17 protein-coding genes are annotated in these 20,028 nt (G+C 68.9%); 9 read left to right on the forward strand and 8 right to left on the reverse strand.

Features of this window, described 5'->3' with window-relative positions; translation table 11 throughout:
* The 4 genes from AC2YHA_RS16720 to AC2YHA_RS16735 are packed head-to-tail and all read right to left on the reverse strand — an operon-like array spanning nucleotide 1 to nucleotide 2,709.
* Nucleotides 1-309: a hypothetical protein gene (locus AC2YHA_RS16720; protein ID WP_487402515.1), complete on the reverse strand. Its 309-nt coding sequence runs from the start codon at nucleotides 307-309 to the stop codon at nucleotides 1-3.
* Nucleotides 306-836, reverse strand: coding sequence for an N-acetyltransferase family protein (locus AC2YHA_RS16725; protein ID WP_487402516.1), 531 nt, complete (start codon nucleotides 834-836; stop codon nucleotides 306-308). Before AC2YHA_RS16725 ends, AC2YHA_RS16720 begins: the two co-directional genes overlap by 4 nt.
* Nucleotides 833-2,296 (reverse strand): Fe-S cluster assembly protein SufB, encoded by a 1,464-nt coding sequence (gene sufB / locus AC2YHA_RS16730; RefSeq protein WP_487402517.1) that lies wholly within the window; start codon nucleotides 2,294-2,296, stop codon nucleotides 833-835. The genes AC2YHA_RS16725 and sufB overlap by 4 nt, the downstream gene beginning before the upstream one ends.
* Nucleotides 2,296-2,709: an SUF system Fe-S cluster assembly regulator gene (locus AC2YHA_RS16735; RefSeq protein ID WP_487402518.1), complete on the reverse strand. Its 414-nt coding sequence runs from the start codon at nucleotides 2,707-2,709 to the stop codon at nucleotides 2,296-2,298. The genes sufB and AC2YHA_RS16735 overlap by 1 nt, the downstream gene beginning before the upstream one ends.
* 125 nt (nucleotides 2,710-2,834) lie before the next feature.
* On the opposite strand from AC2YHA_RS16735, the gene AC2YHA_RS16740 reads away from it, so the two are divergent.
* The 5 genes from AC2YHA_RS16740 (at nucleotide 2,835) to AC2YHA_RS16760 (ending at nucleotide 10,421) form a co-directional block, all read left to right on the forward strand.
* On the forward strand, nucleotides 2,835-3,890 hold the full coding sequence (locus AC2YHA_RS16740) for a quinone-dependent dihydroorotate dehydrogenase (protein WP_487402519.1): 1,056 nt from the start codon (nucleotides 2,835-2,837) through the stop codon (nucleotides 3,888-3,890).
* Between the two features lie 144 nt (nucleotides 3,891-4,034).
* The gene (locus AC2YHA_RS16745; protein WP_487402520.1) at nucleotides 4,035-5,789 is read left to right on the forward strand and encodes a gamma-glutamyltransferase family protein; all 1,755 of its coding nucleotides are present in this window, start codon (nucleotides 4,035-4,037) and stop codon (nucleotides 5,787-5,789) included.
* Nucleotides 5,790-5,818: 29 nt separating this feature from the next.
* Nucleotides 5,819-7,615, forward strand: coding sequence for an AMP-dependent synthetase/ligase (locus AC2YHA_RS16750; protein WP_487402521.1), 1,797 nt, complete (start codon nucleotides 5,819-5,821; stop codon nucleotides 7,613-7,615).
* Nucleotides 7,616-7,785: 170 nt separating this feature from the next.
* Nucleotides 7,786-9,768: a hypothetical protein gene (locus AC2YHA_RS16755; RefSeq protein WP_487402522.1), complete on the forward strand. Its 1,983-nt coding sequence runs from the start codon at nucleotides 7,786-7,788 to the stop codon at nucleotides 9,766-9,768.
* Nucleotides 9,765-10,421: a hypothetical protein gene (locus AC2YHA_RS16760; RefSeq protein WP_487402523.1), complete on the forward strand. Its 657-nt coding sequence runs from the start codon at nucleotides 9,765-9,767 to the stop codon at nucleotides 10,419-10,421. Before AC2YHA_RS16755 ends, AC2YHA_RS16760 begins: the two co-directional genes overlap by 4 nt.
* Here AC2YHA_RS16760 and AC2YHA_RS16765 read toward each other — a convergent pair.
* Together AC2YHA_RS16765 and AC2YHA_RS16770 are read right to left on the reverse strand one after the other, a co-directional pair.
* Complete coding sequence (locus AC2YHA_RS16765) at nucleotides 10,391-11,047, reverse strand: PIG-L deacetylase family protein (RefSeq protein ID WP_487402524.1); 657 nt, start codon at nucleotides 11,045-11,047, stop codon at nucleotides 10,391-10,393. The genes AC2YHA_RS16760 and AC2YHA_RS16765 overlap by 31 nt on opposite strands.
* Nucleotides 11,044-11,859 (reverse strand): sugar phosphate nucleotidyltransferase, encoded by an 816-nt coding sequence (locus tag AC2YHA_RS16770; protein ID WP_487402525.1) that lies wholly within the window; start codon nucleotides 11,857-11,859, stop codon nucleotides 11,044-11,046. The genes AC2YHA_RS16765 and AC2YHA_RS16770 overlap by 4 nt, the downstream gene beginning before the upstream one ends.
* Nucleotides 11,860-12,061: 202 nt before the next feature.
* Between AC2YHA_RS16770 and purE the strand changes: the two genes are divergently transcribed.
* Together purE and AC2YHA_RS16780 are read left to right on the forward strand one after the other, a co-directional pair.
* On the forward strand, nucleotides 12,062-12,541 hold the full coding sequence (gene purE, locus AC2YHA_RS16775) for a 5-(carboxyamino)imidazole ribonucleotide mutase (protein ID WP_487402526.1): 480 nt from the start codon (nucleotides 12,062-12,064) through the stop codon (nucleotides 12,539-12,541).
* A gap of 53 nt (nucleotides 12,542-12,594) precedes the next feature.
* On the forward strand, nucleotides 12,595-13,602 hold the full coding sequence (locus tag AC2YHA_RS16780; protein WP_487402538.1) for a 5-(carboxyamino)imidazole ribonucleotide synthase: 1,008 nt from the start codon (nucleotides 12,595-12,597) through the stop codon (nucleotides 13,600-13,602).
* 151 nt (nucleotides 13,603-13,753) lie between these two features.
* Here the strand turns inward: AC2YHA_RS16780 and AC2YHA_RS16785 are convergent, their stop codons facing one another.
* Together AC2YHA_RS16785 and AC2YHA_RS16790 are read right to left on the reverse strand one after the other, a co-directional pair.
* A complete protein-coding gene (locus tag AC2YHA_RS16785; protein WP_436812959.1) occupies nucleotides 13,754-14,056 on the reverse strand; it encodes a hypothetical protein in 303 nt (100 codons plus the stop codon).
* Nucleotides 14,057-14,076: 20 nt separating this feature from the next.
* A complete protein-coding gene (locus AC2YHA_RS16790; protein WP_487402527.1) occupies nucleotides 14,077-16,902 on the reverse strand; it encodes a M16 family metallopeptidase in 2,826 nt (941 codons plus the stop codon).
* A 244-nt stretch (nucleotides 16,903-17,146) separates the two neighbouring features.
* Between AC2YHA_RS16790 and AC2YHA_RS16795 the strand changes: the two genes are divergently transcribed.
* Both AC2YHA_RS16795 and AC2YHA_RS16800 read left to right on the forward strand, forming a co-directional pair.
* Nucleotides 17,147-18,208 (forward strand): hypothetical protein, encoded by a 1,062-nt coding sequence (locus AC2YHA_RS16795; RefSeq protein ID WP_487402528.1) that lies wholly within the window; start codon nucleotides 17,147-17,149, stop codon nucleotides 18,206-18,208.
* 126 nt (nucleotides 18,209-18,334) lie between these two features.
* The gene (locus AC2YHA_RS16800; protein ID WP_487402529.1) at nucleotides 18,335-19,981 is read left to right on the forward strand and encodes a M28 family metallopeptidase; all 1,647 of its coding nucleotides are present in this window, start codon (nucleotides 18,335-18,337) and stop codon (nucleotides 19,979-19,981) included.
* The last annotated feature ends 47 nt before the right edge of the window (nucleotides 19,982-20,028 follow it).

Genomic DNA, 20,028 nt, shown 5'->3' on the forward strand with positions numbered 1-20,028 from the left:
TTAGCCTTCTCTGTCCTTGGCGCGCTGCTGCGCGACGGCGATCACGATCCGCTGGTTGATGCAGCCGAGCAGCTGCGAACTCTCCACGACGCCGCTGCCGACGCAGGTCCGGGCCGACGTACAGGCGACGTCGTCGATGAAGCGGTCGCCGCTCGAGACCTTGACGGTGCAGCCCGTCAGCTTACCGTCGTCCATCGCCAGGCCGAGCTGGAGCTTGCGCAGCTTGTTGCCGATGACGGTGATGTCCGCATCCGGCGCGGTTTGCGGCGGAGCGGCCGCCTGGAGGAGGAGCGCGGGGATGAACATCATCCGGCGCGTCCTTCCGTGAGCCCCTTCCCTTCTCCATCGAGCAGGTAGCGCTTGCGGATGCGGTCGACCAGGGTGCCGTCCTTGAGCGGCCTCGCGCGATCGACGGCGTAATCCTCCAGGCCCATCTTCGCGTAGAAGGCGAGGCCGCCGGTGTTGTCGGCGCGGATGGTGGCGTTGATGCCCTTGAGGCCGATCGCGCGCGCCTTGGCACGGGTCGCGGCGAACAGGGCGGTGCCGACGCCCTTCTGGATGCCGTCGACGCGGGTGAAGGTGCCGATGTCGCCCCAGTCGGCCGGGATGTCGTGCTCGCGGATCAGCGTCTGGAAGCCTTCGAGCCGCCCGTCCGGCCCGACCGCGACGTGGCAGCACAGCACGTCGGGACCGGTGAGATAGGCGGCGTCGAGCCGCTCCGGCGTGAACGGCGTCTCGAGCGCGGTGGTGCCGCCGCGCGCGATGATCGCGTTGAGCAGCTCGGCCAGCTCGGCGGCATCCGCCGAGGTGACCGGACGCACCGTGACGCCGCTCATCCGACCGAGCCCTCCAGCGAGATGCCGAGCAGCTTCTGCGCCTCGACCGCGAACTCCATCGGCAGCTGCTGCAGCACCTCGCGGGCGAAGCCGTTGACGATCAGCGCCACCGCCGCCTCCTGGTCGAGCCCGCGCTGCATGGCGTAGAACAGCTGGTCCTCGCTGATCTTCGAGGTTGTCGCCTCGTGCTCGATCTGGGCGCTCGGGTTCTTGACCTCGATGTACGGCACCGTGTGGGCGCCGCACTGGTCGCCGAGCAACAGGCTGTCGCACTGGGTGAAGTTGCGGACATTCTCCGCCAGCGCGTTGACCAGCACCTTGCCGCGGTAGGTGTTGTTGGACTTGCCGGCCGAGATGCCCTTCGACACGATCGTCGAGCGGGTGTTCTTGCCGATGTGCAGCATCTTGGTGCCCGTGTCGGCCTGCTGATGGTTGTTGGTGACCGCGACCGAGTAGAACTCGCCGACCGAGCCGTCGCCCTGGAGGATGCAGCTCGGATATTTCCAGGTGATCGCGGAGCCGGTCTCGACCTGGGTCCACGACACCTTGGAGTTCGTCCCCGCGCACAGGGCGCGCTTGGTGACGAAATTGTAGATGCCGCCCTTCCCGTGCTCGTCGCCGGGGTACCAGTTCTGGACGGTGCTGTATTTGATCTCGGCGTCGTCGTGGGCGTAGAGCTCGACCACGGCGGCGTGGAGCTGGTTCTCGTCGCGCATCGGGGCGGTGCAGCCCTCGAGGTAGCTGACGTAGCTGCCCTTGTCGGCGACGATCAGCGTGCGCTCGAACTGGCCGGTGTTCTCGGCGTTGATGCGGAAATAGGTCGACAGCTCCATCGGGCAGCGCACGCCCTCCGGCACATAGACGAAGGTGCCGTCGGAGAAGACCGCGCTGTTGAGCGCCGAGTAGAAATTGTCACGGACCGGCACGACCTTGCCAAGGTACTTGCGGACGAGGTCGGGGTATTCGCGGATCGCCTCGCTGATCGACAGGAAGATGACGCCGGCCGCCTTCAGCTCCTCGCGGAAGGTGGTGGCGACCGAGACGCTGTCGAACACCGCGTCGACCGCGACCTTGCGCGCGCCCTCGACGCCGGCGAGGACCTTCTGCTCCTCGATCGGGATGCCGAGCTTCTCATAGGTGCGGCGGATCTCGGGGTCGAGCTCGTCCAGGCTGGCGATCGTCGCCTTGGCCTTGGGCTCGGCGTAGTAATAGGCGTCCTGATAGTCGATCGGCGGGATCGCGAGCTTCGCCCATTCCGGCAAGGTCATCGTCTGCCAGGTCCGGAACGCCTTCAGCCGCCAGTCGAGCATCCACTCGGGCTCGCGCTTCTTGGCGGAGATGTAGCGGATCGTGTCCTCGCTGAGGCCCTTGGGCGCGAATTCCTGCTCGACGTCGGAGGCGAAGCCCCATTCGTACTTCTTGTTGGCAGCGGCGAGCGCCTCGGCGTTCTTCGTGGCCATCAGCGTGCCTCCCCGGTCAGGCTGGCGAGCGTGACGCCGGCGAGCGCGCCCTTCACCGCGCCGTTGACGGCGTTCCAATGGGGCTTCACGCGGCAATTCTCCTCGATGCAGCAGTCGTGACGGCCGTTCTCGACGCAGGCCGTCATGGCGATGGGTCCCTCGATCGCCTCGATGATGTCGGCGAGGCTGATCGTCGCAGGCGGGCGGGCGAGGCGGAAGCCGCCGCCGGTGCCGCGCGCCGATTCGATGAGGCCGGCGGCTGAGAGGCGGCTCACCAGCTTCTGCACCGTGGGCAGCGGCAGGCCGGTCGCGTCGGCGAGCAGGGTCGCGTTGAGCCGGCCGCTCAGCCCGCAATGGCGCGCGGCGGCGGACATCACCACCACGGCATAATCGGCTTGGGCAGTCAGGCGCATTTGCGAGCGATTCTCAAATCGGAATGATTCGTTCCGATTGGGCAGATGGGCGCGTGGGCGTCCTGAGTCAACCGCCGCGGGCAAGGATTTTGGGCGCGCGGGTGAATGCCGCTATGGGGCCGCGCATGGCTCTTTACCACCCCTTCCTCTTCGCGCTCGAGGCCGAGCGGGCGCATCGGCTCACCATCCGGGCGCTGGCGGCGCCGCTGCCGTTGAGAGGCGTCGAGCGCGACCGGCGGCTCGAGACCAAGGTGGCGGGGCTGGTGTTTCCCAATCCGGTCGGGCTCGCCGCGGGCGTCGACAAGGATGGGGAGGCGATCGCCGGCTTCTTCGGGATGGGCTTCGGCAGCGTCGAGGTGGGGACGCTGACGCCCAGGCCGCAGCCGGGCAATCCGCGGCCACGGCTGTTCCGGTTGACCGAGGACCGGGCGGTGATCAACCGCATGGGCTTCAACAACGGCGGGATCGAGGCGGCGCTGCCGCGGATCGCCGATGCGAAGCGGCCGGGAGTGCTGGGGGTCAACGTCGGCGCGAACAAGGACGCGGCGGACCGGATCGCCGACTATGCGACCGGCGTCAGCATGGCGGCGAAGGTGGCGGACTATGTCACGATCAACGTGAGCTCGCCCAATACGCCGGGGCTGCGCGACCTGCAGCGCGGCACGGCGCTGGCCGAGCTGTTGGCCGCGGCGGACGAGGCGCGCGGCCTCACGCCGCTGTTCCTCAAGGTGGCGCCGGACCTGGAGCCGGCCGACATCGACGGCATCGCGCGGGCGGCGGTCGAGCATCGGATCGATGCGCTGATCGTGTCCAACACCACCGTGTCGCGGCCGTCGCTCCGATCGAAGCACGCGGGGGAGGCAGGCGGACTGTCGGGTGCGCCGCTCAAGGCGCTGGCGCGGCAGCGGCTGGCGGACTTCCGGGCGGCGACCGGGGGCGAGCTGACCCTGGTGTCGGTCGGCGGGATCGACAGCGCGGAAGAGGCCTATGCCCGCATCCGCGCCGGGGCGAGCCTGGTGCAGCTCTATACGGCGCTGGTCTACGAAGGGCCGGGGCTGGCGCGGCGGATCGCGAAGGGGCTGGCGAAGCTGCTGGAGCGCGACGGGTTCGCGAATGTCGCCGATGCGGTTGCGAGCGAATCCCCTCTCCCGTTGGGAGAGGGAGGGGCCCGCCCGGCGTAGCTGGGTGGGAGGGTGAGGGTGACCACGCTGGCCGCAGTCACCCTCACCCTCCCGCGCCTTCGGCGCTCCTTCCCTCTCCCATTGGGAGAGGGACAGTAAGGGCGCCGGTTGACGCGGCGGCACCCGGGACTAGGGTCCGGCCCCATGAAGAAGCTGCTCGTCGCGTTCGTCGCCCTGCTCGTCCCGCACACCGCCTTCGCACAGGGCGTCGTCACCTCCGCCGATCCGCGCGCGAGCGAGGCGGGGCGCGAGATCCTGCGGCAGGGCGGCAGCGCCACCGATGCGGCGATGGCGATGATGCTGGCGCTGACCGTGGTCGAGCCGCAGTCGTCCGGCATCGGCGGCGGCGGCTTCCTGATGCACTACGACGCCAAGTCTGGCGTGACCGACACGATCAACGGGCGCGAGAAGGCGCCGGCCGCCGCGACGACCGATCGCTTCCTCGGTCCCGACGGCAAGCCCAGGCCGTTCGTCGAGCTGTTCCCCGGCGGCAAGTCGGTGGGCGTGCCGGGCAACGTCCGGCTAGCGGCGATGGCGCACCGGAAATGGGGCAAGCTGCCGTGGAAGGCGCTGTTCCAGCCGGCGATCCGCCTCGCCGAGCAGGGCTATCAGGTGACGCGGCCGCTCGCGAACTCGTCGGCAAACCTGTCGCCCTTGTGGTTCGGACGGAAGAAGGGCGCTTCGACGCCCGCCGCACCGGACGCGCAGCCGGTCGCAGGCGACGATTCGGCGCGGATCGTGCCGACGTCCGACAATTTCCCCGCTGTCGCGGCGCTCTATGCGCCGGGCGGCAAGCCGCTGACCGAGGGGATGACGGTCCGCAACCCCGCGCTCGCCGCGACGCTGCGCAAGATCGCCGACGAGGGTCCCGACGCCTTCTATTCGGGCGCCAACGCCAAGCTGCTGGTCGACACCGTCACCGGGTCCAAGGTCGCGCCGAGCGACATGACGCTCGCCGACCTCGCCGCCTATCAGGCCAAGGAACAGCCGGCGGTGTGCACCACCTATCGCCAGTACAAGCTGTGCGGCATGGGCCCGCCCTCCTCGGGCGCGACCACCGTGTTCCAGATCCTGGGAATGGTCGAGCGCTTCGACATGAAGGCGCTGGGCAAGGATTCGCCGGTCGCCTGGCACCTGATCGCCGAGGCGATGCAGCTCGCCTATGCCGATCGGGAGAAGTATCTCGGCGATCCCGACTTCGTGAAGGTGCCGGTCGCCGGGCTGCTCGACAAGGGCTACATCGCCGCGCGCTCGCGGCTGATCTCCGAGACGAAGAGCCTCGGCACCTATGAGGCAGGAACCCCGCCGGGCGCCGAGCCGCGCACCGCCGCGGTGCAGAAGGAGGTGCCGGGCACCACCCACTTCATCGCGGTCGACAGGAACGGCGACGTGGTGACGATGACCTCGACCGTCGAGGGGCCGTTCGGCAGCCAGCTGGTCGCGGGCGGCTACGTCCTCAACAACGAGCTCACCGACTTCACCGCCGCACCCGAGAAGGACGGCGCGCCGGTCGCCAACCGGGTCGAGGGCGGCAAGCGGCCGCTGTCGTCAATGGCGCCGACGATCGTCTACGACGCGTCGGGCAAGCCGATCTTCACCGTCGGCGCGGCCGGCGGCAAGACGATCATCATGCAGGTCGCCAAGGCGCTGATCGCCCACCTCGACTGGGGCGAGAGCGCGCGCGATGCGATCGGCGAGGGCCTCATCTATTTCAACGACGCCGGGCTGATCCTGGAACAGGGCACCAGCCGCGAAGCGTTGAAGCCGGCATTGGAGCGGCTCGGCCATACCGTCACGATCGGCAAGCTCGGCCTCAAGGCCAATGCCGCCGAGAAGACCGCGAACGGCTGGGTCGGCGCCGCCGATCCGCGCAGCGTGGGAGTGGCGTTGAGCGAGTAAGGCCTGAAAAAATGGGGGAGAGAGGCTGAATGACACGGACGCTCGAACATTTCCCCAACCTCGTCACCATGTTCTTCACCCGTGCGCGGGAGAAGGGCGAGGCACCGTTCCTGTGGGCCAAGCAGGGCGGTCAATGGGTGCCGACAAGCTGGGCGGAGGCGGCGCGACAGGTGGCGAGCCTCGCCACCGCGCTGAAGGCGATCGGGCTGAGGCCCGGCGAGCGGGTGATGCTGGTCAGCGAGAACCGGCCGGAATGGTGCATCAGCGACCTCGCGATCATGGCCGCGGGATGCGTGACCGTCCCCACCTACACCACCAACACCGAGCGCGACCATGCGCACATCCTGGAGAACTCGGGCGCCTGCGCGGTGATCGTGTCGACGTCCAAGCTCGCGCGCGTGCTGATGCCCGCGGTGCTGCGCTCCTCGGCGCGGGTGGTGATCGGGATCGACGAGATGCGGCCCGGCCAGACGGGACAGGTCGACTATCACGACTGGCGGGCGCTGATCGCCGCCCATCCCGGCGACGTCGAGGCGGTCGCCGCGAGCGCCACCGCCGAGCGCGGCGACCTCGCCTGCATCATCTACACCAGCGGCACCGGCGGCGCCCCGCGCGGGGTGATGCAGCACCACGGCGCGATCCTGCACAATGTCGAGGGCGCCTCCGCGGTCATCTCCGAGGATTTCGGCTGGGACGACGACGAGATATTCCTGTCCTTCCTCCCGCTCTCCCACGCCTATGAGCATACCGGCGGGCAGCATTTCCCGATCGGGCTCGGGGCGCAGATCTATTATGCCGAGGGGCTCGACAAGCTCGCCTCCAACATCGAGGAGACGCGGCCGACGATCATGGTCGTCGTGCCGCGCCTGTTCGAGGTGCTGCGCACCCGCATCACCAAGGCGATCGAGAAGCAGGGCCGCATCTCCACCTTCCTGCTCGACCAGGCGGTGCGGCTCGGCGGCAAGAAGGCGGCGGGCGGGCGCATCGGCATCGCCGACCAGCCGGCCAACCTGCTGGTCAACGCGCTGTTCAAGCCCAAGATCGGCAAGCGCTTCGGCGGGCGGATCAAGGCGATGGTCTCGGGCGGCGCGCCGCTCAATCCAGAGGTCGGCCAGTTCTTCGAATCGATCGGCCTCACCTTCCTCCAGGGCTATGGCCAGACCGAGGCGGCGCCGGTGATCTCGTGCAACCGTCCGAGCGTCGGCCTCAAGCACGACACGGTCGGCCCGCCGCTCAAGAACACCGAGGTCCGGATCGCCGAGGACGGCGAGATCCTGGTCAAGGGCGAGCTGGTGATGAAGGGCTATTGGCGCAACGAGGCCGAGACCGAGCGCGTGCTGAAGGACGGCTGGCTCCACACCGGCGACATCGGCCTGATCGACGAGAAGGGTCGCATCAAGATCACCGACCGCAAGAAGGACATCATCGTCAACGACAAGGGCGACAATGTCGCGCCGCAGAAGGTGGAGGGGATGCTGACGCTGCAGCCCGAGATACTGCAGGCGATGATCTCGGGCGACCGCAAGCCGTACATGGTGGCGGTGATCGTGCCCGATCCCGAATGGACGCAGGAATGGTGCGCGCACAGCGGCACGCCGTGCGACTTCGCCAGGCTGGGAGGCGACCACGACTTCAAGGCAGCGATCGGCCATGCGGTCGAGCGGGTGAACAAGGACCTGTCGCAGATCGAGCGCATCCGCCGCTTCATCCTGGCCGACGAGCCGTTCACCATCGAAAACGAGCAGCTGACGCCGAGTCTCAAGATCCGTCGCCACGTGCTGCGCGAGGTTTATGGGGCACGGCTGGACGCCCTCTACCGGCAGTGAGCGAAGCCGCGGTCCGGCGACAGGCGCCGGCGTGGCAAAGGCGTTGTTAACCTTCCTCTCCTATCCCGCCGATTGCGAAGGGAGGGGGATGGGCGCGCAATGATTGCACTTCCGGTTGCCGCTCGGTGCGGATCGCGTGCGTCGACAAGCACGTCCGCGGTCATTCCCCGATGACGGCGCTGGCCCAGGACCTGAGCGGGCTGGCAGCCGCAACGATGCTCATGCCGTTCATCGCCTGGCTGCCCGGTCTCGCGCTCGTCGTCGGTTGCGAGCGGATGCTGGGATTGGATCCAGGTCGCGGCTGGACGCGATGCGGATGGGCGCTGCTGCTGTCGCTGGCGGTCCAGCCCGCGATCGACGCGCTGTGCATCCGGCTGGTCGGTCTCGCGGTCACGAGCATCATCCACCTGGCCCTGGCGGTCGTCGGCGCTGGGGCCGTCATCGCGCTTCTGCGGTCCCGCCGGATCGGCCCTCATCCGCTGTTCGCGCTGCTGCCATTGTGGTGGCTCGCGGTCGCCTTCGCCTTCGTCGACGTCGACCGGGCCGGGCGCCTGAACCAGAGCCTGATAGTCCTCGACTTGGTCAAACACGCGTCCGTCATAGAATCGCTGGCGCAGCACGGCCTCCCCCTGCGCGACGCGTTCTTCGCTCGGCCCGCGGCCGCTGGATATTACTATTATTACTATCTCGGGCCGGCGATGGTGCGGTGGCTGGGGCACGGCCTCGTCGACAGTCGCATGGCCTTTGCAGGATCGGCGTTCTGGACCGGGATAGCACTCCCGGCGGCGCTTTGGCGCATCGCCGTCGATGCCGGGCTGATCGCGTCCGGTCGGCGCGCACGCGCTTTCATCGTGATGACGGCGCTCTGCTTCGTCGGCGGCGCCGATCTTCCCTTCGCCCTGCTCCGCACGATGCAGACGGGCCTATGGTATCCGCAGGTCGACTGGTGGAGCGAGGCGGTCAGCTTCGCCTTCGGGACCGTTCTGTGGGTGCCGCACCATCTGAGCGCGCTCCTCGCTATCTGGATAGGCGCGGATCTGCTGGAGCGGGCCCGCGTCGAGAAGGGTGCTCGTTTCGGGATGCTCGGCGCCGGTGCGGGGCTCGCCTTCGCCTCCGGTTTCGGCATGTCGGTCTGGATCGCCGTCGCCGCCGTTCCGATTCTGGCCGCCTGGCAGCTCGCGCTCCTCGGCAAGGGGCGTGCGCCGTTGCTCGCCTTTACCCTTGCCGTGACGGTCGCGCTCCTGGTCGCCGCGCCCCAGATCGGCGACCTCATCTCGGGTCGCGCGCAGGAGGGTTTTCCGCTTGCCCCTTATCTGCGGCCCTATGGCGGGATCGATGCGGGCGGGGGATTCGGCTCTGCGCTGATTCTGATCCTCCTGCTGCCGGTCGGGTACATGATCGAGTTCGGCGCCTTCGCCTATGGCGCGATCGCCTTCCTCGCCGCTCGTATCCGCCGCCCGGCGCCCGACAATCCGCTCGCGGTCCTGCTCCTTATCTCGGCGGCGATCGGCCTGGTCGAAGCCAGCTTTGTGCGCTCAACGATCATCAACAATGATTTCGGCTGGCGCTCGATCTGGTTCGCGCAGCTGCCCGCCATCATCTGGACCGGCGCGATCCTGACGGAGATCGCCGTGGTTCCGTTGATGCTGCGAATGCTCATAGCGGTTGGCGTGCTCGCCAATGCGTGGGACCTTTTCGGCCTGAGATCCATCCCGCCTGAGTTCCGAGCGAGCTGGGAGCAGATCAACGCCGCGCCCGCGGTCGATTATTCGGAACGACAGGCTTATCGCTGGGCCGAACGGCACCTCCCTGCGGATGCCGTGCTGCAGGCGAATCCCGGCGCGACCAGGCGGGTGTTCAACTTCGGCCTCTATGGCCGCAACGGCACGGCCGTCGCCGACGGCGAGGCCAATCTGTTCGGCGCGCCGCGTCGGCAGGTCATCGACAGGATCAGTCGCCTGCGCCCGATTTTCGAGCGCGCGCTACCGCCGGGCGAGATCGCGGCGATCGCCCGTCGCGAGGGCATCGATGCGATCCTCTTCTCGGCGCGGGATCCGGTGTGGCGACAAAACGGCGCCCCTCCGCCAGGGCCGCGATGCGCCTACCGGGACCCACGGGTCTGCATCGCCGAGATCGGGAGCCCCAGTCCATGAAACGCCTCCTGACATCCTTCGCGATCATGGGCTCCACCACGCTGGCGGGGTTCCTGCTCTACATCGGCCTCATGCGCTCGCCGCTGCTGCGGGATGGCTCGATCCTGTTCTACCGCGGCCTGCTGATGTGCGCGGTCGACGCCGTGATCATGGCGATCGCGCTCCTCCTGCTGTTGCGCCGCCGCGGCGCCGACCCCGTGACCGTCATCGCGGCGGTGGCGACATCGTTGAGCTTCAACATGGCGTTCCTGATCATCCTGCCGGTGACCATCGACCGCTCGATCAGCGTCTTCCTGCTGAGCCGGATCGAAGCGGCCGAGACCGAGCACCCGCTCGACGCCAGAGGCCTGAGGGCGGCATTCGTCGACGACTATGTCATAGCCATGTCCCAGATCGACCGCCGGATCGAGGAGCAGCGCCGCTCCGGCAACGTCGTCGTCGATCACGGCAAGCTGTGCCTGACCGCACGCGGCCGGAGCTTCATGCGGCTGGCACGGCGGCTGTCGCTCACGTTCGGAACCGATCCGCACTTCGTGGGCAAGGAGCCAAGCGCGGGGAAGGGGCCGCCCCATTGCGCAACGCGATCAGGCTTGCGAGCGGAGCGGACGATCCCGAAGCGGACTCAAAACGCCAGCACCGCCTTGGGCGCGTAGAAGCCCTCGGCATAGCCTTCGGGCGCATTGCATTCGATGCCGCGCAGGCGCGCGAGTGCGAGGAAGGTGTCGGGGCTGAACCATTGACGGTGGCGCTGGCTGGGGAAACCCTCGCAGATCGCGCCGGCCTTTCGCCGGGCGACGTCCGCGGACAGGTGTGCGTAGAGGTTGGGCCGGCCAAGGTCGCCGTCGTACTTGGGGATTTCGTAGCCGAGCAGCAGATGGTCGCGGAACGTGTTCGCGCTGAGCTCGGCGATCACGCGGTGATCCTGGTGCGAATCATTGGCGACATGGGTGAGGATCAGGTCGGGCCGCGACCGCCGCTTGATCGCCTCGAACACCGCCTTGATCGCGGGGAGCTGGTGGGGGAAGAGACCGTCCTGGAAATGGTGGACCTCCACTTCCAGCGCGGCCTTGTTGCCGGCGAACCGTTGCGCGCTCCGCTCCGCCTCGTCGGCGCGGATGTCGTCGCCGCTGAACACGACCCAATGTACCGCCGCCTCGACCGACGCGAGCAGGTCGAGGAGCAGCCCGCCGCACCCGATCTCGATGTCGTCGGCGTGGGCGCCAAGGCAGAGGACGCGCAGCGGCTCCGTGCGCGCATTCGGCAGGGTCAGCGGGATCATCGATAGGAGGTCTGGAGCAGGGCCGCCGGCGCGAGCGGGGCATCGCGCCACACTTCCCACTGCGCGTTCCCTGCCGCATGCGCCGCCTCCAGCACCTCCAGGTCCTTGGGCGTGTCGCACGCGCGCCAGAAGCCGTCATGGGCGTAGGCGAGCAGCCGCCCCTCGTCGACGAGGCGCGGAAAGGACCCGTCGACCAGATCCTCGCCATCCTCGAGATAGCGGAAGATGGCTTGCCGGAAGACGAAAAAGCCGCCGTTGATCCTGAGGTCCGCGGTCGGCGAGTCGTCGATCGCGGAGACCGCGCCGTCACGGCCGTAGCGGAGGTAGTGGAAACTCTGGCTCGGCCTGACTGCGGTCATCGCGGCCACCATCGCCGGGCGCGCGGACATGGCGGCGATCACCTTCGGCAGGCGCAGGTCGGTGACGCCGTCGGCATAATTGGCCAGGAACAGCTCCTCGCCCTCGACATAGCGCTCGACCAGCCGGAGGCGCTGGCCGATGCTGGTCTGCAGGCCGGTGTCGACGAGCGCGACGTTCCACCAGGTGCCGCCGTCCTGGCGCAGGCGGACCGCCTGCATCTCCGGCGAGAGGGTGGGCAGGAACTCCCCGCCCATGCGCCGGAAATGTTCGGTGATCGCCTCCGCACCATAGCCCAGGCACAGGACGAAATCGGTATGTCCATAATGCGCGTAATAGCGCATGATCGAATCCAACAGGGAAATACCGCCTACGGATACCAAAGGTTTCGGCAAGTTTCCGGACGCGCCGCGCATGCGCATCCCAAATCCGCCGCAGAATAGAACGACCTTCATCCCGACCGCCCCTCCCAGGACAATTCGAAGCCATCGTGCGACGCTCTGATACTATGCGGTCAGTTCATCACGAACGGATGCCGCTCGCCACATCTAATCTGGATTAGGCTTTTGTGATGAAGCTGGGATACCGAAGCGATGGGTTCTGCCCGGCGGCATCGTGACGGTTGCCCTCCTCGCCCTGCCCCGCTAACCGCTCGGCATGACGCTGGTCGGCATCATCATGGGGTCGTCGTCCGATTGGGAGACGATGCGGCATGTCGCGAGCGTGCTGGACGAGCTCGGCATCGCGCACGAGACCAAGGTCGTGTCCGCGCACCGCACGCCGCAGCGGCTCTACGACTATGCCACGTCCGCTGCGGACCGCGGGCTCAAGGTGATCGTCGCGGGCGCGGGCGGGGCGGCGCACCTGCCGGGCATGGCGGCGGCGATGACGCACCTGCCGGTGCTGGGCGTGCCAGTGGAGAGCAAGGCGCTGAAGGGCCTCGATAGCCTGTTGTCGATCGTGCAGATGCCGGGCGGCGTGCCGGTCGGGACGCTGGCGATCGGCAAGGCGGGGGCGACCAATGCGGGCCTGCTCGCCGCCGCGATCCTCGCCACCGGCGACGACGCGCTGGCGAAGCGGCTGATCGCGTGGCGCGAGGCGCAGACGCGCGGCGTCGCCGAGGAGCCGACCGACTAGTGCTTCCCCCCGGATCGACGATCGGCATCCTCGGGTCCGGCCAGCTCGGCCGGATGCTGGCGGTCGCGGCGGCGCAGCTCGGCTATCGTACCCATATCTACGCTCCGGAGACCGGGCCGGCGAACGACGTCAGCGGCGGCTACACGCGCGGCGGCTATTACGACGCCGGCGAACTGGCGCGGTTCGCGCGGGGCGTCGACGTCGTCACCTACGAGTTCGAGAATATCGCCGCGGGGCCGATCGAGGCGCTGGCGACGTTCGTTCCGGTGCATCCCTCGCCGCGCTCGCTGGCGGTGGCGCAGCATCGCGCCGAGGAGAAGGAATTCGTCGAGGCGCTCGGCGGCCGGGCGGCGCCGTGGCGGCGGGTCGAGAGCCGCGAGAGGCTGGACGAGGCGATCGCGGCGATCGGCTGTCCGGCGATCCTCAAGACTGCGACGCTCGGCTATGACGGCAAGGGCCAGGTGCGGCTCGCCTCTCCCGCCGATGCCGATACCGCCTGGGAAGCGATCGCGGGCGCGCCGGCGGTACTGGAGGGGTTCGTCACCTTCGCGTATGAATTCTCGATCCTGCTGGCGCGCGGCGCCGATGGCAGTATCGCCAGCTATCCGCCGCCGCTCAACGAGCATCGGGACGGGATCCTGTCGCGCTCGACCGTGCCGGCGCCGGCGGAGATCGCGGTGCAATGGACCGAGGCGGCGGCGCTCGCCGGGCGGGTGGCCGAGGCGCTGGAGCATGTCGGGGTGCTGACGTTGGAGTTCTTCGCGACCGCGGACGGCCCGGTGTTCAACGAGATGGCGCCGCGCGTCCACAATTCGGGGCATTGGACGATCGAGGGCGCGGTGACCTCGCAGTTCGAGAACCACATCCGCGCGATCGCCGGCCTGCCGCTCGGGGATACCGGGCTGACCGGACGGGGCGTGGTGATGGAGAACCTGATCGGCGACGACGTCGAGCGCTGGGCCGAGCTTCTCGGCGAGGGCGACGCCCATCTCCACCTCTACGGCAAGCGCGATGCGCGGCCGGGGCGCAAGATGGGGCATGTGACGCGGGTGATGCGGTAGCTTCTACCGTCCCTCTCCCATTGGGAGAGGGAAGGAGCCGCGAAGCGGCGGGAGGGTGAGGCCGCCACCGCCAGCGAGGGCACCCTCACCCTCCCACTCGACTACGTCGAGCGGGCCCCTCCCTCTCCCAACGGGAGAGGGAAATTTGGACTCACCCCGCCCGCGTACCAGTGATCGGGAAGCTGCCGAAGGCGCCCGCGGTGACCATGCCGTTGAGGGCGTCGCCGTCGACGGTCGCTTCCATCGTCAGCGTCATCGGCATCGGCACGGTGATGTCCACCGCCCAGCTCGCCTTGTCGCCGTCGACCTTGCCGTTCTTGACCTCGGTCGAGCCCATCGCTCCCGAGAAGGTGCCGGTGAGCGCGTCGCCGCTCGACTGGAAGGTCACGGTCGCCTTCTGGTCGCCCATCGGCGACTTGATGACGGTATCCCAGGTGCCGTCGATGCCGGCCATATCGCTTGCTCCTCTCTCGCTCAGTTGCTTGCCGCGGCGGCGGGCTGGGCGCCCGGCGCCGGGACCACCTCAACCGGCAATCCGACCGAGTCAAGCTGGGGGCGGACCTTGGCGGCGTCGCCGACGACCACCCAGACGCAGCGATTCGGGTCCAAAGCCTCGCGTGCCGCAGCGTCAAGCTGGGGTGCGGTGAGCGCGCGATATTTTTGCGCGATGGTCGAATAATAATCGTCCGGGCGCTTGGCGAGGTCGTTCATCTGCATCGCCGAGAGCACCGCGCTCGACGTCTCGAAGCTGCCCGACAGCTCGCGGACGAATCCGGCGATGGTGCGGCCGAACTCCTCGGGGGTGACGCCCTTGGTGGTCAGGAACTCGCGCACGTCGAGCTGGATCGCCTTGATCGAATCGCCGGTGCGATCGGCCTGGACCGGCGTGGTGATGGTGAAGGGCACCGCATTCTCGAGCCGCCGGAAGGTGCCGTAGCTGCCGTAGGTCCAGCCCTTGGTCTCGCGCAGGTCCATGTTGACGCGCGACAGGAAGTTGCCGCTGAGCACGTCGTTGGCGGTGGTGTAGGGCAGCAGCTCGTCGGTGCCCTTGAGGCGGGTGAGCTGGCCCGCGACGATCATCGACTGCGGCGAATCGGGGCGGTCGACCAGCACGACTTTGGGCGCGGACTGCTGCGCGGCGGCGGCGAAGTCCTTGGTCCCCGGCGCACCCGTGCCGCGCCAGTCGCCGAAGCGGCTCTCGAACACCTGCCTGACCTCGGCGAGCGGGCGGTCGCTGACGATGAAGACCTTGAGCTTCTCGGGTCTGAGCCACGCGTCGTGGAACGCCCTGAGGTCGGCCGGGGCGAGCGTCGCCACCGCCTTGGGATCGCCGCTGCCGGCGGCTGCCTTCGCATAGGGCGACGCCGTGCCGTAGAGCAGCGGCGGCGAGGTGCGCGAGGCGAGGCCGCTGGGATTGGTGAGCTCGGCCGCGATCTGCGCGAGCAGCTGGTTGCGGACGCGCGTCACCTCCGGCGCGGCGAAGGCAGGCGTGCGCACCACGTCCGACAGCACGCCGAGCGCGGGGCTGAGGTTGGCGCTCGGCGCCTCGAACGCGACGGTCGTGCGGTCGGGCGTGCTGGCGGAGGTGATCTCCATGCCCAGCCGCTCCTGCGCCTCGGCGAGCGCGATCGGGTCGAGGCTCTTCGTGCCGCCTTCCTCCAGCGACGCGAGCATCAGCGACTGAGTGCCGAGCTTGCCCGGCACATCGGCGGCAATGCCGGCGTCGAAGCTCAGCGCCGCGCGGGTGATCGGCACGGCGGTACGCTGGGCGTAGACGAGCTCGATGCCGTTCGAGAGCTTGGTGCGCTCGACCTTGGGGAAGGCGAGGTTGCTGATCTCGCCGACCGCCGGGAGCGGGCCACGAGTGCCCTTGACCGGCGCCTCCGGTGCCGCCTCGGCAGGCTTGGCGGCAACCGCCGCCTCGGTATAGGCCGCGCGGGGGCCGGGCTCGACGGTGAGCGCGAACACCGGGCGGCTCAGCCACTTCTGCGCCGCCGCCCTGACGCTCTCCGGCGTCGCCGACGCATAGGCGGCGAGCTGCTTCTTGTAGAAGCCGGGATCGTTCGAATAGAGCGCCCCCTCGGCGAGCGCGACCGCCTTGCCGCCGAAGTCGCCGACCTGCTCCAGCCCCTCGATCGTGCTGGAGACCTCGCGCATCGCGACGCGCTGGACCTCGTCGGCGGTGGGGCCGTTCTTGAGGAGATCGGCGAAGATCTCGTCGAGCCGCTTGTTGACCAGCGCCGGGTCGACGCCGGGCTTCACATTGACCTGGATCTCGAAGAAGCCGAGCTGCGCGAAATCCTGCACGCTGGCGGAGGCGGAGACGGCGAGCTGGTCCTTGCGCACCAGCGTGTTGTCGAGCCGCGAGCTGGCGAGGCCGCCGAGCACCGAGGCGAACACGTTGAGCGGCACCGAATCCTTGTCGTTGAGCCCCGGCACCGTCCAGTAGCGGTAGAGCCGGACGTTGGCGACGCGGTCCTTCATCGTCACCGCCTTGGGCCCGGGCAGCGTCGGGATGGTGGTGGGGACGGGTGCCGTCTTGGGGCCGGCGGGGATGTCGCCGAAATATTTGGCCACCAGCGGCCTGGCGGCGGCGGCGTCGATGTCGCCCGCGAGCACCAGCACCGCGTTGTTGGGGCCGTAATGGTCGCGGAACCACTTCTTCACATCGGCGAGGCTGGCGGCGTCGAGATCGGCCATCGAGCCGATCGTGGTGTGGCCATAGGGATGGTCGGGAGGCAGCAGCCCCTCGATCTGGGCATATTCGACCAGGCCGTAGGGCTCGTTGTCGCCCTGGCGCTTCTCGTTCTGGACGACGCCGCGCTGGTTATCGAGCTTGTCCTGGGTGACGGCGCCCAGCAGGTGACCCATGCGGTCGCTCTCGAGATAGAGCGCGCGGTCGAGCGCCGGGGTCGGCACCGTCTCGAAATAATTGGTGCGGTCGAACCAGGTGGTGCCGTTGAAGTCGGTCGCGCCCACTTCCTGCAGCGGCACGAAGAAGTCGCCCGGCGAGTTCTCCGACCCGTTGAACATCAGATGCTCGAACAGGTGCGCGAAGCCGGTCTTGCCCTTGGGCTCGTTCTTGGAGCCGATGTCGTACCACACGCTGACCGCGACGATCGGCGCCTTGCGGTCGGTATGGACGATGACGCGGAGGCCATTGGGAAGGGTGAACTGCTCGTAGGGGATGTTGACCTCGCGCACGAGCTCGGCGACCGGCACCGGCTTCGCCTCCTGCGCCATCGCCGGGGCCGAGAGCGCGAGCAGCGCGACGCCGCTCAGCATATGGGACAATTTCATCGAGTTCCCCCGCAAGACATTTGATGGCCGGACCGGCCGGATGGGCTTGGCTACCGCAAGCGGCGGGCCGACCGCAATCGGGCATGGCGGGAATGTCACGGGCCGCGCCACGCAAGCTTAACGGCGACCAGGCGAGTCGGCACCCTGTCAATCGACGATTCGTTGAGGCACTCGCCGCGTCGGCGAGCTTTCCCCTTCCCCGCGATCCGCTATCCTGTGGTGCGGGCCACCAAGGGAGTCGGCGATGGGCCTGGTGCAGGCGCTGGAGGGCATCTCGAAGGGCGCGATGAAAGGCGCCTCGGGCGTCGCGGCCAATGTGCTGGCGGGCAAGACACTCCCGCAGCTCGCCGAGGGGCTGATCGCGCGGCACTCGCCGAACAACGTCCCCGACACCGCCGCGATCAACGGGCAGCTCGCCGAGCTGGCCACGCACGATCCGGCCTTCGCCGCCGACCTTCGCGCGGAGGTCTCGGCCCAGCTGCGCCCGGTCGACAGCGCCGGCCTCAGCCGCGCCGAGCAGGCGGCGGAGCCTCTGCCCGCCAGGGACGCCCCCAACGCGTCCGCCGAACCGGTCGGCGCGAGCCGGTCGATCGAGGCGCTGCGCACAAGCCCCGACCCGGCCGATCGTACGCTCCACGCCGATCTGGCGCGCGCCGCCGGCAGTGGCGATCCGGTGGCGATCAGGACCATGCTTGTCGAAGTCGCATCCACCGTCCTCGCCGCGCAGACCGCCGGCCAAACGGCGCCAGGCATCGGCAATGGTCCGCAGACGCGGCCGGCGGTTCCGCTCCTCGGTGCCGACGCCATCACCCGGTTGATCAGCCTGCTCGCGCCTGCAGCCGCCGGACAAGCTCCTGCCGCCGGGCTCAACAGCGCCGAATGGCGCGGACAGCTGCAGGTGCTGCTCGACATGCGCGCCGCGACGGTCGCCACCGGGCAGGAGGCACGTCAGGGCATGCAGGAGGGCAGCAAGGCGGCGACGCCCGGTCCGGTCGAGCCCGTGGTGCTGCCGTACGCGATGGGCAATCTCGGCCCGGCCCTGCCCTCAGCGATGTCGCGAGCAAAAGACAGCGCGGGCTCGCCGACGAGATGCCGGGCGGGCTTTGCCCAACCCTGCCCGCGGCCCGCCGCCGAATGCCACGCGCGGCGTTGCGGCGACACCGTGGAGACCGGCGCGATCGCCGCGCCGGCAATCCGATCCGTCACGGCCCCGGCCAGCCTCGGCGCGATCGAGCCGGTCGCGCCGGTCGGTGCGATCCTCGACGACACGGCATCGACGCCGCAGCGGTCTCCGGTGCGGCGATAGTGGTTCGCCGATCCGTGACGGTTCCCTGTCGTTCGTAGCATTCCTGCCAGCTCTCCCGACCGCGCCATTGTCAGGCTCGGCGCGGGCGCTACACCGTGCGCCCTTGACCGACCGGAGGGGTATTTCATGAAACGTCTCGTCGCCGTCCTGCTCGCCTGCACCGCAACGGTCGCGGTCGCGCAGGATGCAGCCGTCCCCGTCTTCACGCCGGAGGCCGTGCGCGCGCACGTCGAATTCCTGGCCGACGACCTGCTCGAAGGCCGCGACACCGGCAGCCGTGGGCATGAGATCGCAGCGCGCTATGTCGCCAGCGAGTTCGACGCGCTCGGCCTCAAGCCCGCGGGCGACAGCGGCAGCTGGTATCAGCGCATCACCTTCCAGAAGACCTCGCCCGGCGCGACGCCGGCCAGGCTCACCGTCACCGGGCCCAAGGGCGCCCAGAGCTGGGCGCAGGGGACCGACGTGCTGGTCGGCCTGCCGGTGCGCGAGCGCAGCCTCGACGTGTCGGCGCCGCTGGTGTTCGTCGGCTACGGCATCACCGATCCGACGCTGAAGATCGACGACTACAAGGGTCTCGACGTCAAGGGGAAGATCGTCGTCGTGCTCGCCGGCTTCCCCAAGGGGATGCCGAGCGAGGTCGGCGCGCATCTCGGCTCGACGAAGGGCCAGACCGCCGAAGCGCATGGCGCGATCGGGGTGATTACGATCGCCACCCGCGAATCCGCCAAGACGCGGCCGTGGGAGCAGCTCAAGCGTCGCGGTGACGCGCCGCGCTTCACCTGGGTCTCGCCCGAAGGCGAGCCGTTCGTCGAGGCGTCGGGCATCCGCGCGAGCGGCTCTCTCAACACCCCGGCGGCGGAGGCGGCGTTCGCGGACGCGCCGCGGACGCTGGCGGCGGTGCTCGACGAGGCGGACAAGGCGGGCGGGCGACCCAAGGGCTTCGCGCTCAGGACCAGCGCGCGGATCGAGGCGACCAGCACCGCCGAGCGCGTGACCAGCCCCAATGTCGCGGCGATCCTGCCGGGCTCCGATCCCAAGCTCGCCGGCGAATATGTCGTGCTGTCGGCGCATCTCGACCATATCGGCATCACTCCCGCCAAGCCCGGCGACGCGCCCGACAAGGACCGGATCAACAACGGCGCGCTCGATAATGCCGCGGGCATCGCGACGATGCTGGAGGTGGCGCGGGCGATCGCTGAGGCGCCGGACAAGCCCAGGCGCTCGATCATCTTCGTCGCCTCGACCGGCGAGGAGAAGGGGCTGCTCGGCGCCGACTATTTCGCGCGCCACCCGAGCGTGCCGATCGACCGTATCGTCGGCAACGTAGACCTCGACATGCCGCTGCTGCTCTACCGCTTCACCGACGTGACCGCGTTCGGCGCCGATCATTCGACGCTGGGGCCGCTGGTCGCCGAGGCGGTGAAGCCGATGGGCGTCGCGCTCTCGCCCGATCCGATGCCGGCCGAGAGCATCTTCGTGCGCTCCGACCATTATATGTTCGTGAAGCAGGGCGTGCCCGCGGTGTTCCTGGCGACCGGCTATGCCAATGGCGGCGAGGAGCAGTGGGGCAAGTTCCTGTCGGGGAATTACCACCATCCGGGCGACGACATGAAGCAGCCGATCGACTGGGTCGCGGGGGCGCGCTTCGCCGAGGCCAACTATCGGATCACGATGGCGATGGCCGACGCGGATCAGGCGCCGATGTGGTTCAAGGGGGATTATTTCGGCGACCTGTTCGCGAAGGATCGGGCGAAGGCGGCGAAGGTGCAGTAGGCACCTTCGCCGCCCCGGGGGAGGGCGGGGGACCGAACCGAAAAAGA

The organism is Sphingomonas sp. SRI_018 (assembly GCF_057586275.1).